This is a genomic window from Burkholderia sp. Ax-1720, from assembly GCF_011753035.1.
GTDB classification, from domain to species: Bacteria; Pseudomonadota; Gammaproteobacteria; order Burkholderiales; family Burkholderiaceae; genus Burkholderia; species Burkholderia gladioli.
In genome coordinates, this window is the sequence record NZ_VWWK01000032.1 from 47,051 (window position 1) to 62,866 (window position 15,816).

Below are 15,816 nucleotides of genomic sequence, written 5' to 3' on the forward strand. Positions count from 1 at the left end.
GTCGCGAGCGTCCCCCGCGGGGCGGCGCTCAACGCGAGCCGAGCTTGTCGTGCGCGTCCACCTTCGGATCGGATTCGCGGGGATGCACGGTCATGCCGTGCAGGTCCTTGTTGCGCTCGACCATGTCCGTGCTCGGCGGATATTGCGTCTTGCCCGCCGGCACGGCGCCCTCGTGTTGCGCGACCTTCAGCTCGTCGACGACGTCCGTGCGCGATTTGCCTTGTGCCTGCGCGGCTTGGCTGGCCGCGCCGATCGACATGGCGGCGGTGACGAACAGGACTGCATAACGAATCGACTTCATGACTGGCTCCTTGGGATGGGCTCGCCGGGTGGCGAGTCGTGTGGCCAGTATGGGCAGGCAGCCGTGCGTGATCGTGATTCGAACATGAGAAATGCGTCATGAAGCGGCGATGAGGAAAATCTCATGCGGGGCTCATGTCCATGCCGGAGCGGAAGTCGACAATCCAGCCTCATGCCGTGTGGCGGGGCGCCTGCCCGCGAATCCACGCGACCCGAATCGCCCATCTCCCGGATACGGATCATGTCCCGAATCGATTTTCGCTGCCTTGTCCTGCTTACTCTGCTTGTCCCGATTGCCCTGCTCTCGATGGCCGGATGCGCGTCGAGCGCAGGCGGGCCGGCGCAGGGAAGCGGCGGTGAATACCGCGAGCGGCAGGGGATGCCGAACCAGCAGGTGGACTACGCCGGGCATCGCTGCGGCAGCCCTTATGCCTACGTCAAGATCCACCCTTGTGTCTTCCCGCGTCCCTAGCCTGGAGCGAGGCCGACATGACGGAATTCTCATGTTCGGATCACGCCCGCGCAGCAGCGCGCGGCCAGAATCAAGCCATCGATACCGAACCGGAAACACGAGGAATGAAGAACGCATTGCGCCTTTTGCTCGGCATGGGCATTGCGCTGGCCGGCCTGTGCCTGGGCGGGCAGGCGATGGCCCAAGCGAAGACTCGCGCCGAAGTCCGGCAGGAGCTCCTGCAGGCCAAGCACGACGGCTACCTTCCCAATCGACGCACGAATTTCCCGCCCGATGCGTCGATGGTGGCGCGAAGCCGGCAATTGCATCGCCTCACGATCCATCGCGGCGAAAGCTCGCCGCGGTTCGACGAGCACGATACGCGCGATCCGGCGGCCCAGCCCGCGCAATGAGCGATGCAAGCGCGAATGGACCCGCGATGGCGGGCGACGTACCGAATCACTCAGGAGTCGAGCATGCGCATGTCGAAGTGGATGAGCCTGTCGATGCTGGCCGTGTCGATGAGCGCGATGGCGGGGGGCTGGCCGGAGCGCTGGATCGATCACGAGCCGACGCATTGGCGAAACCTGGATGCCAAGGCGGGCGACCAGGCCGTGCCGGAGCGGCAGGCGAAGCGGGAACCCGTTCCGGTCCCCGGCGATTCGTCGATCACCGTCACGCAGAGCCTGTCGCGATCCGGCGCGCCGGCGAGCCCGCCGCTTCCGTGATATACGCGTCGAAGCTTCTTCCCGGCGCGTGCCGGGAAGACTCCCGCGCCGATCGGCTTGCGTCGTAATCGCGCCTGCCCGATACTTTCCCACTATGTGATTCGATGCCTGCATGGCGTGCAATAATCGGCCCTGCATCATTGCCACGAATCCACGCATCCCGGTCCCGTCGCCTCGCTTTTTTGACCGATCCCGCCCGCCACGCCAGCGTATTTCTTACTCGCCGCGCAGGCTCGTTCGACACGATTACGAATTCATGTTCGACAGCGCGAGTTTCGCGATCCCCATCTTTATTTTTTTATTGCCACGCTGAAGCGGCCTGACTACGCTCGGGCGGACTGGGCCTGCTGAATTCGACTCATCTGTCGTTGCGGCGGCCATACCAGAACAAGCCGCCGGCCTGGCCGCAACGCCCGGGCCGGCGACGCCAAAGCGAGAGAAACGTGCTGAGACCAGCGCCTCCGAGACACGCCGCTGCGCGAGGGCCATGCCGATTCCGCCACATTCCGCCGCCTCGCGCGGCGATGGGCGAGGGCGGCTCGTGCCGGGCGCAAACCCTCCCTCCTTTATCGACCGCCGTCGCCTGCTCCCCCGAGCCTGAACGGGCATCCGGCGCCTGACCCTCCAGGCGCCGCGACGGGCATCGCGCATGCGCGGGCCGCCGCCGGCACCTGGCTCATCCATTCCATGTCGAATCGCGTGACGGGATGTCCCGACGAGAGCGCCCGGCCGTTCGATTCGCTGCCCAAAGCCATGAACAATCCCACTTCGCATCAAGAGCACCACGGCCTGACGAGTTCGCAGCGCGAGATCTGGTTCGACCAGGAAATGCATGGCGAGGCGCCGGTCTACAACATCGGCGGTTATGTGCGGATCTCGGGCCGCGTCGACGCGGCGCTGCTGGCACGCGCGCTCGAACTGCTGATCCGCGGGCACGACGGCTTGCGCATCGTGCTGTCGCGGGAGCAGGACGAGGAAGGCGTGCCGCGGCAGGAAATCGGGCCGGCCGAGCCCTTCGTGCTGCCGTTGCACGATCTTTCCGCTAGCGACGATCCCGAAGCCGCGGCCCTCGCGCATGTCGATCGCCAACTCGAAACGCCCTTCGTGCTGCGCGGCGCTCCCCTCTATCGCTTCGAGCTGCTGAAGCTGGGCGAGGCCTGTTTCGACCTGGTGCTGGTCCTGCATCACCTGATCGTCGACGGCTGGGCGATCGGCCTGATGCTCGAATCGCTGGGCAGGATCTATGGGCAGCTCGAAGCCGGGCAGGCGCCCGGGCTCGATGCGCCTTCCTACCTCGACTTCGTCGAGCAGGATCGCTTGTATCGCCAGTCGCCGAAGTTCGAGCAGCATCGCGCCTACTGGCTCGACAAGTTCCGCGAGGTGCCGGAGCCGCTGTTCAGCCCGCGTTTCAAGGCGCGTTTCGGCGATGCCGTGGTGCCCAGCCGCAATCACCAGTTCAGCCTGCCGCGCAGCCATTACGAGCGCATCGTCGCGCTCGCCGGCGCCTGTGATGCCACGCCGTTCCACGTGATCCTCGCGATCCTCTACGTCTACTTCGCGAGGACGGCCCAGCGCGAGGACCTGAGCATCGGCCTGCCGATCCTGAACCGCGCCAATGCCGGGTTCAAGGCCACGCTCGGCATGTTCGCCGGCGTCAGCGCGATGCGCCTGCGCTTCGACCAGGAACTGCCGTTCGACGAACTGGTGAAGGCGCTGGGCGCGATGCTCAAGCAGGACTATCGCTACCAGCGCTTCCCCATCAGCGAGCTCAATCGCGAGCTGGGCCTGTGGCGCGCGCAGCGTGCCCAGGTGTTCGACATCTCGCTGTCCTACGAGCGCAACGACAACAACCTGCGCTTCGGCGACTGGCCGGCGCGCGCGGTCAAGCGCTCCAACAACCACGAGCAGACGCCGCTGGCCATCTACGTGCGCGAGAACCGCTACGACGAGCAGGTCTGGATCCACTTCATCCACAACCAGGCCTATTTCGACGGCACGGAGATCGAGGCGCTGGAGCAGCGCTTCCGCCACCTGCTGGACCAGGTGCTCGACGCGGTGCACACGCCCGTGCATCGCCTGGCGATCGCCACGCCCGAGGAAAGCGCGCGAATCGCCCGCTGGGGCGCGGCCGGCGTCGAGACGGCGCGGGAGCGCACGATCCACGAGCGATTCGAGGCGCAGGCCGCGCGCGCGCCCGATGCGATCGCGGTGGTGCATGAGGGTCGGCAACTGAGCTACGGCGAACTGAACGCGCGCGCCAACCAGCTCGCGCATCGCCTGATCGGAATGGGCGTGCAGCCCGACCAGCGCGTGGCGATCTGCGCCGAGCGCGGGCTGGAGATGCTGGTTGCCGTGCTCGCGGTGCTGAAGGCGGGCGCGGGTTACGTGCCGATGGACCCGGCCTATCCGGCCGAGCGGCTCGATCACATGCTGGGCGACAGCGCGCCGGTGGCGATCCTCGTTCAAGGCGCCGGCCGTGAGGTGGCGGCGGCGAGCGCCCGGTCGGTCCCTGTCATCGAACTCGACGAGAGCGCCTGGGCCGGGCAGCCGACCGGCAACCCCGCGCGCGCCGATCTGCAGCCGCATCATCTCGCCTACGTGATCTACACCTCGGGCTCGACCGGCCTGCCCAAGGGCGTGATGGTCGAGCATCGCAACGTGCCGCGCCTGTTCGAGGCCACCGCGCCCTGGTTCGGCTTCGACGAGCAGGATGTGTGGACGCTGTTCCATTCCTTCGCCTTCGACTTCTCGGTCTGGGAGATCTGGGGCGCGCTGCTGCACGGCGGCCGCCTGGTGGTGGTGCCGGCGCCGGTCAGCCGCTCGCCGCGAGCCTTCTACGCGCTGCTGCGCGAGCAGGGCGTGACGATCTTGAACCAGACGCCAAGTGCGTTCCAGCAACTGATCGCGGCGCAGGGCGACGATGCCGGCGCGCATCGCCTGCGGCAGGTGATCTTCGGCGGCGAGGCGCTGGAGCCGAGCATGCTGCAGCCCTGGTATGCGCGCGCCGGCAATGCGCACACGCAGCTCGTCAACATGTACGGCATCACCGAAACCACGGTGCACGTCACCTATCGCGCGCTGGGCGCGGAGGATGCGCGGCATGGCGGCCGAAGCCCGATCGGCGTGCCGATCCCGGACCTGCGAGTGCATGTGCTCGACCGCTGGGGCCAGCCGGTGCCGGCCGGGGTGACCGGCGAGATGTACGTCGGCGGCGCGGGCGTGGCGCGTGGTTACCTGAACCGCCCCGAGCTGAGCGCCGAGCGCTTCGTGCGCGACCCGTTCAGCGACGATCCTCACGCGCGGCTGTATCGCACCGGCGACCTCGGGCGCTGGCAGCCCGACGGCACGCTCGACTACCTGGGCCGCAACGACGACCAGGTGAAGATCCGCGGCTTCCGTATCGAGCTGGGGGAAATCGAGGCGCGGCTGGCGGCGATCGAGGGCATCGAGGCCGCGGTCGTGCTGGCGCGCGAGGACGTGCCCGGCGACAAGCGCCTCGCGGCCTACTACACGGGCGAGGAGCAGGCGGCGGAAGCCTTGCGCGCCGCGTTGCAGGCGCGGCTGCCGGACTACATGGTGCCGGCCGCCTTCGTGCACCTGGACGCGCTGCCCCTGACCGCCAACGGCAAGCTCGACCGCCGCGCGCTGCCGGCGCCGCAGGCGCAGGCCTATGCGAGCCGCGCCTACGCGGCGCCGCAAGGCGAGGTGGAGCAGACCCTCGCGCGGCTCTGGCAGGCGCTGCTCGGCATCGAGCGCGTCGGCCGCCACGATCATTTCTTCGAGCTGGGCGGCCATTCGCTGCTGGCCGTGAAGCTGGTCGAGCAGATGCGCGAGGCGGGGCTGCGCGCGGACGTGCGAGTGCTGTTCGGCCAGCCGATCTTGTCGGCCCTGGCGTTGGCGGCGCAGGGCGGCGAGGGCGAGTCCTTCACGGTGCCGCCCAACCGGATTCCGGCCGATTGCGGGCGGATCACGCCCGACATGCTGCCGCTGGCGACGCTGAGCCAGGCGCAGATCGAGACGATCGCGGCCGGCGTGCCGGGCGGCATGCGCAACATCCAGGACATCTATCCGCTCGCCACGCTGCAGGAAGGGATCCTCTATCACCATCTGTCGGCGAGCCGGGGCGATCCCTATGTGCTGCAGGCGCTGTTCAGCCTGCCCGACCGGGCACGGCTCGACGCCTTCGCGGCCGCGCTGCAGGGCGTGGTGGATCGCCACGACATCCTGCGCACCGCGGTGAGATGGGAAGGGCTCGACGAGCCGATGCAGGTGGTGTGGCGCGAGGCCCGGCTGCCGGTCGAGGAAGTCCGTCTCGACGCCGTGCAAGGCGATATCGCAGCCCAACTGCGCGAGCGTCACGATTTCCGCGGCGCGCGGCTCGATCTCGGGCGCGCGCCGATGATGCGCCTGGTCCACGCCGAGGACCCGGCCAACCAGCGCCATGTCGCGCTGCTGCTGTTCCATCACCTGATCGACGATGCCACCTCGCTGCGCTACATGGGCATCGAGGTGGACGCGCTGCTGCGTGGGCAGGCGCAGGCGCTGCCCGAGCAGGTGCCGTACCGCAACTACGTGGCCCGCACGCGCCTGGGCGCGGATCGCGCGGCGCAGGAAGCCTTCTTCCGCGAAATGCTGCAAGGTGTCGACGAGCCGACGCTGCCGTTCGGGCTGGTGGACGTGCTGAGCAGCGAGGCCGAGCTGCGCGAGGCGCGCCTGGGCGTGGCGCCGGCCGTGTCGGCGCGGCTTCGCGCGCAGGCGCGGCGCCTCGGCGTGAGCGCCGCGAGCCTGCATCACCTGGCCTGGGCGCAGGTGGTGGGCGCCGTCTCGGGCCGCGAGGACGTGGTGTTCGGCACGGTGCTGATGGGGCGCCTGCAAGGCAGCGCCGGCGCGGCGCGCTCGCTGGGCATGTTCATCAACACCTTGCCGCTGCGCGCCGAACTGGGCGCGACCGGCGCGCGTGCCGCGGTGGTGCGGATGCACCAGCGCCTGAGCGCGCTGCTCGAGCACGAGCATGCGTCGCTGTCGCTGGCGCAACGCTGCAGCGGCGTGGCGGCGCCCGCGCCGCTGTTCAGCGCGCTGCTGAACTACCGGCACGATGCCGTGCAGGCCGGCGCCGAGCAGGCCAGCGCGGATGCCTGGCGCGAGGTGACGGTGCTGGGCGGCGAGGAGCGCAGCAACTATCCGCTGATGCTGTCGGTCGACGATCGCGGCGAGGATTTCGGGCTGGCGGTGCAGGCTGTCGAGCAGGTGGACGCGGCGCGGATCTGCGCCTACATGCACACGGCGCTCGAGCAACTGGTGGAAGCCTTGGAGCAGCGGCCCGAGGCGCCGCTGCAAAGCCTCACGATCCTGCCGCCGCAGGAGCGCTCGCGCCTGCTCGATGGCTTCAACGCGACCCAGGCCGACTGGCCGGACCAGGCCACGGTCCACGCCCTGTTCGAGGCGCAGGCGCGGCGCACGCCCGAGGCGGTGGCGGCGGTGTTCGAGGGCAGGCAGCTCGGCTACCGCGAGCTCGACCAGCGCGCCGAGCGTCTGGCCCGGCAACTGGCGCGGCGCGGCGCGGGCCGCGATGCGCGCGTGGCGATCTGCGTGGGCCGCAGCCTGGAGATGGTGGTCGGGCTGCTCGGCATCCTGAAGTCGGGCGCGGCCTATGTGCCGCTCGACCCGGGTTACCCGGCCGATCGCCTGGCCTGGATGCTGGCCGACAGCGCGCCGCTGGCGGTGCTCACGCACGCGCCGACGGCCGGCGTGGCCGGCGACACCGGCGTGCCCGAGATCGCCATCGACATCGAGACGGCTCCGGATGATGCCGATGACGAAGCGCCGCCGCCGCGAGCCGAGGCGGCCGATGCCGCGTCGCTGGCCTATGTGATCTACACCTCCGGTTCCACCGGCCGGCCCAAGGGCGTGGCCATGCCGCATCGGGCGCTGGTGAACCTGCTGCACTGGCAGGCGAGCGACAGCCAGCGCCAGGGCTATCGCGGCGGCCGGACCCTGCAATTCGCGGCGCTCGGCTTCGACGTGGCGTTCCAGGAAATCTTCAGCACGCTCTGCACGGGCGCCACGCTGGAGCTGATCCCCGAATCGCTGCGCTTCGATTTCGCGCGCCTGTTCGAGCACATCCGCGCGCGCGGCATCGAGCGCATCTACCTGCCGTACATCGCCTTGCAGGGGCTGGCGGAAGCGGTGGTCGGCAGCGGGGCGGCGCTGTCGGGCTGCGCCCTGCGCGAGGTGATCACGGCCGGCGAACAGTTGCGCATCACCGACGAGATCCGCAGCTTCTTCGCTCGCCTGAGGCCGGCGCGTCTCTACAACCATTACGGGCCTTCGGAAACCCACGTGACGATCGCCTTCTCGCTGCCCGAGTCGGTCGAGGCCTGGAGCACGCTGCCGCCGATCGGCCGGCCGATCGCCAACACGCGGGTCTATCTGGTGGACGAGCAAGGCCGCCCGGTGCCGCAAGGCGTGGCCGGCGAGATCTGGATCGGCGGCGCGGGCGTGGCGCGCGCCTACCTGAACCGGCCGGATTTGACGGCCGAGCGCTTCCTCGACGATCCGTTCGGCGGCGAGCCGCGGGCGAGCGTCTATCGCACCGGCGACCTGGGCCGCTGGCTGGCCGACGGCAGCATCGAATACCTCGGCCGCAACGACCAGCAGATCAAGATCCGCGGCTTCCGTGTCGAGCCGGGCGAGATCGAGGCGAAGCTCGAGCAGCTCGAGGGCGTGAAGGACGCGGCCGTGGTGGCGCGCGAGGACGCGGCGGGCGGGCGGCGGCTGGTGGCTTACTACACGGGCGAGGCGATCGCGGCCGACGCGCTGCACGCGGCGCTGCAAGCGAGCCTGCCCGACTACATGGTGCCGGGGCGCTACATGCACCTGGCGGCGCTGCCGCTCACGCCGAACGGCAAGCTGGACCGCCGCGCGCTACCCGAGCCCGATGCGCAGGCGCTGGTGAGCCGGCGCTACGAGGCGCCGGTCGGCGAGGCCGAGCAAGCCCTGGCGGCGATCTGGCAGGACCTGCTGGGCGTGGCGCGGGTGGGCCGCCAGGATCATTTCTTCGAGCTGGGCGGCCATTCGCTGCTGGCCATGAAGCTGGTGGAGCGGATGCGCCGGGCCGGGCTCGATGCCGATATCCGCGTGCTGTTCGGCCAGCCGACGCTGGCCGCGCTGGCGGCCGCCGCGAGCGGCCGGGCCGAGGTGGCGGCGCCGGCCAACGCGATCCCGGCCGATTGCGAGCGGATCACGCCCTCGATGCTGCCGCTCGCGATGCTCACGCAGGAACAGATCGACGCGGCCGTGGCCGGCGTGCCGGGCGGCGCGCGCAACGTGCAGGACATCTATCCGCTCGCGCCGCTGCAGGAAGGCATCCTCTATCACCACGTGTCGACCAGCGAGGGCGATCCCTACCTGCTGCAGGCGCTGTTCAGCCTGCCGAGCCGCGAGCGCGTGGCGGGCTTCCTCGATGCGTTCCAGCAGGTGATCGACCGGCACGACATCCTGCGCACGCGCATCGTCTGGACCGGCCTCGACGAAGCCTTGCAGGTGGTCTGCCGGCAGGCGCCGCTGGCGGCGAGCGAACTCGTGCTGGATGCGCGGCAGGGCGATATCGGCCGGCAGTTGCAGGCGCGCTTCGATCCGCGCCATTACCGGCTCGACCTGCGGCAGGCGCCCTTGATGCGGGTCGCCTACGCGCGCGACGAGGCGAACGATCGCTGGCTGCTGGTGCTGCTGATCCACCACATGACGCTCGATCACACCGCGCTCGACGTGATGCAGCAGGAGATGCTGGCCTGCCTGGAAGGCGGCGAGGCGAGCGCGAGCCTGCCCGCGCCGCAGCCGTATCGCAACTATGTCGCCCAGACGCGCCTGGGGGTGAGCCAGGCGGCGCACGAGGCCTTCTTCCGCGAGATGCTGGCGACGGTGGACCAGCCTTGCCTGCCGTTCGGGCTGGTGGACGTGCAGGGCGACGGCCACGGCATCGAGGAAGCGCGGCGCGATGTCGATGCCGCGCTGGCCGGCCGGATCCGCGCGCAGGCGCGCCTGCTCGGCGTGAGCGCCGCGAGCCTCGCGCACCTGGCCTGGGCGCGAGTGGTCGGCGAGCTTGCCGGGCGCGAGGATGTCGTGTTCGGCACGGTGCTGCTGGGGCGCCTGCAAGGCGGCACGGGCGCGGATCGCGCGCTGGGGATGTTCATCAATACGCTGCCGCTGCGCGTCGATGTCGGCGGGCAGGGCGCCAGGGACGGCGTGCGTGCCACGCATGCGCGGCTGGCCGCGCTGCTCGGCCACGAGCATGCCTCGCTGGCGCTGGCCCAGCGTTGCAGCGGCGTGGCCGCGCCGGCGCCCTTGTTCAGCGCGCTGCTGAATTATCGTCACAGCAGCGCCGAATCGATGCAGCGTGATCGGGCAAGTGCCTCCTGGAGCGGAATCGAGGTGCTGGATGTCCTGGAGCGCACCAACTATCCGCTGTGCCTGAGCGTCGACGATCTCGGCGAAGGCTTCGTGCTGACGGTGCAGGCGGTGTCGAGCGTCGACGCGCGGCGCGTCGCGGCTTACGCGCATACGGCGCTGGAGCAGCTCGTCGATGCGCTCGAACATCGACCCGAAGCACCCCTGCATGAGCTGTCGATCCTGCCGTCGACCGAGCGCGCGCAACTGCTCGAAAGCTTCAACGCGACGGCGGCGAGCCATGCGCGGGAGGAGGCGACGCTGCATGCGTGGTTCGAGGCGCAGGTGCGCAGCACGCCGCACGCGACGGCGGTGTGCCACGAAGCGCAAACGCTGAGCTACGCCGAGCTGAACGCGCGCGCCAACCGGCTCGCGCATCGCCTGGTCGAGCAGGGCATCCGGCCCGAGGATCGCGTGGCGATCTGTGTCGAGCGCAGCCTCGACATGGTGGTGGGCCTGCTGGCGATCCTCAAGTCGGGCGCCGCCTACGTGCCGGTCGATCCCGGCTATCCGGCGCAGCGGCTCGCCTACATGCTGGAGGACAGCGCCCCGGCGGCGATCCTCGTCCACGCTGCAACGCAGGGCCTGGTGGGGCAGGCGCCCTCTCCCGTCATGAGGATCGATGCGGAGGACCTCGACGCTTATCCCGATGCGGATCCGCAGATCGCCGGGCTCGACGCGCGCAGCCTGGCCTATGTGATCTACACCTCGGGCTCGACCGGCCAGCCCAAGGGCGTGATGGTCGAGCATCGACAACTGGTCAATCACATGGCCTGGATGCAGGCCGCGTTCCCGCTCGAAGCGGGCGACGCGGTGGCGCAGAAGACGCCGTTCAGCTTCGACGCCTCGATATGGGAGTTCCACGCGCCGCTGCTGGCGGGCGGCCGGCTGGTGCTGGCCAGGCCCGATGGCCATCGCGACGTCGAGTACTTGTCGACATGGTTGCGCACGCAATCGATCCACACGCTGCAGGTGGTGCCCACGCTATTGGCGGCCCTGCTCGAGGCGAACGCGCTGGCCGGCTGCCCGGCGCTGCGGCGCGTGTTCTGCGGCGGCGAGGCGCTGTCGGCCCGGCTGGTCGAGGCCTTCCACGCCCAGGCGCCCGGGGTCACGCTGGTGAACCTCTATGGCCCGACCGAAACGACCATCGACGCGAGCAGCCATGTCCATGCGCGTGGCGAGGTGCGGGCCGGCTCGATCATCGGCCGGCCGATCGCGAATACGCGGATCTACATCCTGGATGCCCAGGGCCAGCCGGCGCCGATCGGCGTGGCCGGCGAACTGGCGATCGGCGGCGCCGGCGTGGCGCGCGGCTACTTGCATCGTGCCGAACTGACGGCCGAGCGCTTCGTGACGGACCCGTTCAGCGAGGATCCTCAGGCGCGCATGTATCGCAGCGGCGACCTGGGCCGCTGGCTCGCGGACGGCAGCATCGAATACCTCGGCCGCAACGACGATCAGGTCAAGATCCGCGGCTTCCGCATCGAGCTCGGCGAAATCGAGGCCCGGCTGGGCGCGGTGGACGGCATCAAGGACGCCGTCGTGCTGGCTCGCGAGGACGCGCCGGGCGATGCCCGTCTGGTCGGCTACTACACCGGCACGGCCTTGCCGGTCGAGACGTTGCGCGCGAGCCTGCAGGCGCAGTTGCCGGAACACATGATCCCGGCCGCCTACCTGCACCTGGAGGCGCTGCCGCTCACGCCGAACGGCAAGCTGGATCGCAAGGCGCTGCCGGCGCCGGATGCGCAGGCCTATCGGGTTCGCGCCTACGAGGCGCCCGCCAACGACGCGGAGCGCATCATCGCCGACATCTGGCAGAACCTGCTGGGCATCCCGCGCGTCGGCCGCCACGACAACTTCTTCGAGCTGGGCGGCCATTCGCTGCTGGCCGTCAGGCTGATCGAGCGCATGCGCCAGGCGGGATTGCAAGCGAACGTGCGCACCTTGTTCGGCCAGCCGAGCGTGGCATCCCTGGCGGAAACCGCCGGCGCGCGCGCCGAGATCGAGGTGCCGCCCAACGGCATCCCGGCCGATTGCGAGCGGATCACGCCCTCGATGCTGCCGTTGGTGATGCTCACGCAGGAACAGATCGATGCGGCCGTGGCCGGCGTGCCGGGCGGCGCGCGCAACGTGCAGGACATCTATCCGCTCGCGCCGCTGCAGCAGGGCATCCTGTACCACCACCTGATGGCCGAGGCCGGCGACCCGTACCTGCTGCACGCCTTGTTCGGCTTCGCCAGCCGCGAACGGCTCGACGCCTTCGTGGCCGCGCTGCAGGGCGTGATCGATCGCCACGACATCCTGCGCACCTCGATCGTTCGCGACGGCCTGGAGGAACCGCTGCAGGTGGTCCAGCGCCATGCGCGACTGAGTCAGGAGCAGATCGTCCCGGAAGCCGGCGATGTCGCCGCGCAGTTGCAGGCCCGCTTCGATCCGCGCCGGTTCCGGATCGATCTCGGCCAGGCGCCGCTGATGCGCGTGGCCTTCGCGCACGACGCGGCCAACCGGCGCTGGCTGGCGATGCTGCTGTTCCATCACATCGCCCTGGACCACATGGCGCTGGAGATCGTGCAGCAGGAAATGCAGGCGCATCTGCTGGGCGAGCAGGCGGCCTTGCCCGCGGCGCTGCCTTACCGCAACTACGTGGCCCAGGCGCGGCTCGGCGGCAACGACGCCGCGCACGAGCATTTCTTCCAGGCGATGCTGCACGACATCGACGAGCCGACGCTGCCCTTCGGCCTGGCCGACGTGCAGGGCGACGGACGCGGCGTGGCCGAATGCAGCCGGCCGGTCGAGGGCGAGCTGGTGCGGCGCTTGCGCGGCCACGCGCGCCGGCTCGGCGTGAGCGCCGCGAGCCTCGCGCACCTGGCCTGGGCGCGCGTGGTGGGGCAGTTGTCGGGGCGCGACGAGGTGGTGTTCGGCACCGTGCTGCTCGGGCGCATGCAGGGCGGCGCGGGCGCCGAGTGCACGCTGGGCATGTTCATCAACACGCTGCCGTTGCGGGTCGGCGTCGGTGCGCAGGCGGTGGAGGACGGCATCGCGCAGACGCATGCGCGGCTCGCGGCCCTGCTGGAGCACGAACACGCCTCGCTGGCGCTGGCGCAGCGCTGCAGCGGCGTGGCGGCACCGGCGCCGCTGTTCAGCGCGCTGCTGAACTATCGCCACATGGGCCCGCAAGGGCCGCTCGCGGCCGGCCACGCGGCCTGGCAGGGCATCGAGGCGCTTGGCGGGGAGGAGCGCACCAACTATCCGCTGATGCTGTCGGTCGACGATTACGGCACGGACCTGGGGCTGACGGTGCAGGCCGTCGCAAGCATCGACGCGGCACGTATCTGCGGCTACATGCAGGCCGCGCTCGAAAGCCTGGCCGACGCCATCGAGCAGGCGCCGCGAACGCCGCTCCACGCGCTCGACATCCTGCCCGCTGACGAACGCCGGCAGCTTCTGGACGGCTTCAACGACACGCACGCGCCCTATCCGCAGGACCAGACCCTGCACCGGTTGTTCGAGGCGCAGGCGGCGCGCGGCCCGAACGCCGTCGCGGTCGAGCACGAAGGCCGGCAACTGAGCTACGGCGAGCTGAACGCGCGCGCCAACCGCGTGGCGCACCGCCTGATCGCGCTCGGCGTGCAGCCGGACCAGCGCGTGGCGATCTGCGTCGAGCGCGGCATCGAGATGGTGGTCGGCCTGCTCGGCATCCTGAAGGCGGGCGCGGGCTACGTGCCGCTCGATCCGGCCTATCCGGCGCAGCGGCTGCACTACATGCTGGCCGACAGCGCGCCGGTGGCCGTGCTGGCCCAGCCGGCCACGCGCGCCCTGCTGGTCGGCGAGATGCCGGTGCTGGACCTGTCGTCGACGGATATCGCGCACGAGCCGGTCGACAACCCGGTGGTGGCCGGGCTGGACGCGCGAAGCCTGGCCTACGTGATCTACACCTCGGGCTCGACCGGCCAGCCCAAGGGCGTGATGATCGAGCATCGCAACGCGGTCAATTTCCTCCACTGGGCCCATGAGGCCTTCGACGCGCGGGAGCAGGCGCGCACGCTGTTCTCGACCTCGCTGAACTTCGACCTGGCCGTCTACGAATGCTTCGCGCCGCTTACGCGCGGCGGCCGCATCGAGGTGGTGTCGAACATCCTCGCCCTGCGCGAGCGCGAGTATGAAGTCGACCTCGTCAATACCGTGCCCTCGGCCCTGGCGAGCCTGCTCGACAGCGGCGCCCTGGGCGCATCCGTGCGCACCGTGAACGTGGCCGGCGAGGCGCTGCGGCGCGAACTGGTGGAGAAGCTGTTCGCCGAAACCGCCGTGGCGCGGCTCTGCAATCTCTACGGCCCCTCGGAGACGACCACCTATTCGACCTGGGTATCGATGCCGCGCGAGCAGGGGTTCGCCGCGCATATCGGCCGCCCGGTGGCGAACACGCAAATCCATCTGCTCGACGCGCGCGGCGCGCTCGTGCCCTTCGGCGTGGCGGGCGAGATCTGCATCGGCGGCGCCGGCGTGGCGCGCGGCTACCTGAATCGCCCCGAGCTGACGGCCGAGCGCTTCGTCGAGGATCCGTTCAGCGCGGATCCGCAGGCACGCATGTATCGCACCGGCGACCTCGGGCGCTGGCTGCCCGATGGCCAGCTCGAATACCTGGGCCGCAACGACCACCAGGTGAAGATCCGCGGCTTCCGGATCGAGCCGGGCGAGATCGAGGCGCGGCTGGCCGCCTTGCCGGGCTTGCGCGAGGCGGTGGTGCTGGCGCGCGAGGACGCGCCCGGCGAAAAACGCCTGGTGGGCTACTACACGGGCGAGCCGCGCGAAGCCGAGCTGCTGCGCGGCGCCTTGCGCGAGACCCTGCCCGAGCACATGGTGCCGGGCGCCTTCGTGCATCTCGAGGCGCTGCCGCTGACGCAGAACGGCAAGCTGGATCGCAAGGCCTTGCCCGCGCCGCTGGCCGAGGCCTTTGCGAGCAATGCCTACGCGGCACCGGCCAACGACATCGAACAGGCGCTGGCGGGGATCTGGCAGACGCTGCTCGGTGTAGAGCAGGTCGGCCGTCACGATCACTTCTTCGAACTCGGCGGGCATTCGCTGCTGGCGATCCGGCTGATCGCCCAGGTGCGCGAGCGGCTCGGCGTGGAGCTGCCGCTGTCGGTGCTGTTCACGCATGCCTCGCTCGACGCGCTGGCCGCCGCCGTCGCGAGCGCCGCGCGCAGCAACCTGCCGGCGATCGTGCCGGCGGCGCGCGGGGAGCACGGCGCGCTGCCGCTGTCCTTCGCGCAGCAGCGGCTGTGGTTCCTGGCCCAGCTCGCCGGCGGCAGCGATACCTATCACATCGCGGCCGGCCTGCGCCTGCGAGGCGCGCTCGACGTGCCGGCCTTGCAAGGCGCCCTGGACGGCATCGTCGCGCGGCACGAGGCCTTGCGGACCCGCTTCGTCGAGCAGGGCGGCCAGGCGGTGCTGCATATCGACGGCGAACATGCCGGGTTCCCGCTGCATGTCGAGGACCTCTCGACGCTTCCCGATCCGGCCGCGCGCGAGGCGGCGCTGGCCCGGCAGGTGGAGGACGAAGCCCGCGCGCCGTTCAGCCTGGAGGCGGGGCCGCTCGTGCGCGGCCGGCTGCTCAGGCTCGGCGAGGACGATCATGCGCTGCTGGTGACGATGCACCACATCGTTTCTGACGGCTGGTCGATGGGCGTGTTCACGCGCGAGCTGGCGGCGCTGTATCGCGCCGGCCGTGGCGGCGAGGCGGCGTGCCTGCCGGCGCTGCCGGTGCAGTACGCCGACTACGCGCGCTGGCAGCGCGACCGGGTCGACGAGGCGATGCTGCAAAGGCAGGGCGCCTACTGGCGCGACGCGCTGTCGGGCGCGCCGGCGCTGCTGGCCCTGCCGACCGACCGGCCG

5 protein-coding genes are annotated in these 15,816 nt (G+C 70.3%); 4 read left to right on the forward strand and 1 reads right to left on the reverse strand.

Annotated features, from left to right (window positions below):
- Nucleotides 1-28: 28 nt before the first annotated feature.
- Nucleotides 29-301: a DUF4148 domain-containing protein gene (locus F3J18_RS12895; RefSeq protein WP_025100856.1), complete on the reverse strand. Its 273-nt coding sequence runs from the start codon at nucleotides 299-301 to the stop codon at nucleotides 29-31.
- 240 nt (nucleotides 302-541) lie between these two features.
- Here F3J18_RS12895 and F3J18_RS12900 point away from each other — a divergent pair, with 240 nt between their 5' ends.
- The 4 genes from F3J18_RS12900 to F3J18_RS12915 form a co-directional block, all read left to right on the forward strand.
- The gene (locus F3J18_RS12900; protein WP_166913001.1) at nucleotides 542-772 is read left to right on the forward strand and encodes a hypothetical protein; all 231 of its coding nucleotides are present in this window, start codon (nucleotides 542-544) and stop codon (nucleotides 770-772) included.
- Nucleotides 773-789: 17 nt separating this feature from the next.
- Nucleotides 790-1,164 carry a DUF4148 domain-containing protein gene (locus F3J18_RS12905; protein WP_166913023.1) on the forward strand — a complete coding sequence of 125 codons (375 nt, stop codon included), beginning with the start codon at nucleotides 790-792 and terminating at the stop codon, nucleotides 1,162-1,164.
- Nucleotides 1,165-1,227: 63 nt separating this feature from the next.
- Entirely contained in the window at nucleotides 1,228-1,479 is a 252-nt protein-coding gene (locus tag F3J18_RS12910) for a hypothetical protein (protein WP_166913024.1), read from the forward strand.
- A 753-nt stretch (nucleotides 1,480-2,232) separates the two neighbouring features.
- Nucleotides 2,233-15,816: non-ribosomal peptide synthetase (locus F3J18_RS12915; protein WP_166913025.1), on the forward strand; the 13,584-nt coding region annotated here is incomplete at its 3' end.

What these genes read in the sequence shown, in the direction of transcription:
- F3J18_RS12895 (WP_025100856.1), bottom strand. Translation starts at nt 301, where the DNA reads ATGAAGTCGATTCGTTATGCAGTCCTGTTCGTCACCGCCGCCATGTCG.
- F3J18_RS12900 (WP_166913001.1), top strand. Translation starts at nt 542, where the DNA reads ATGTCCCGAATCGATTTTCGCTGCCTTGTCCTGCTTACTCTGCTTGTC.
- F3J18_RS12910 (WP_166913024.1), top strand. Translation starts at nt 1,228, where the DNA reads ATGCGCATGTCGAAGTGGATGAGCCTGTCGATGCTGGCCGTGTCGATG.
- F3J18_RS12905 (WP_166913023.1), top strand. Translation starts at nt 790, where the DNA reads ATGACGGAATTCTCATGTTCGGATCACGCCCGCGCAGCAGCGCGCGGC.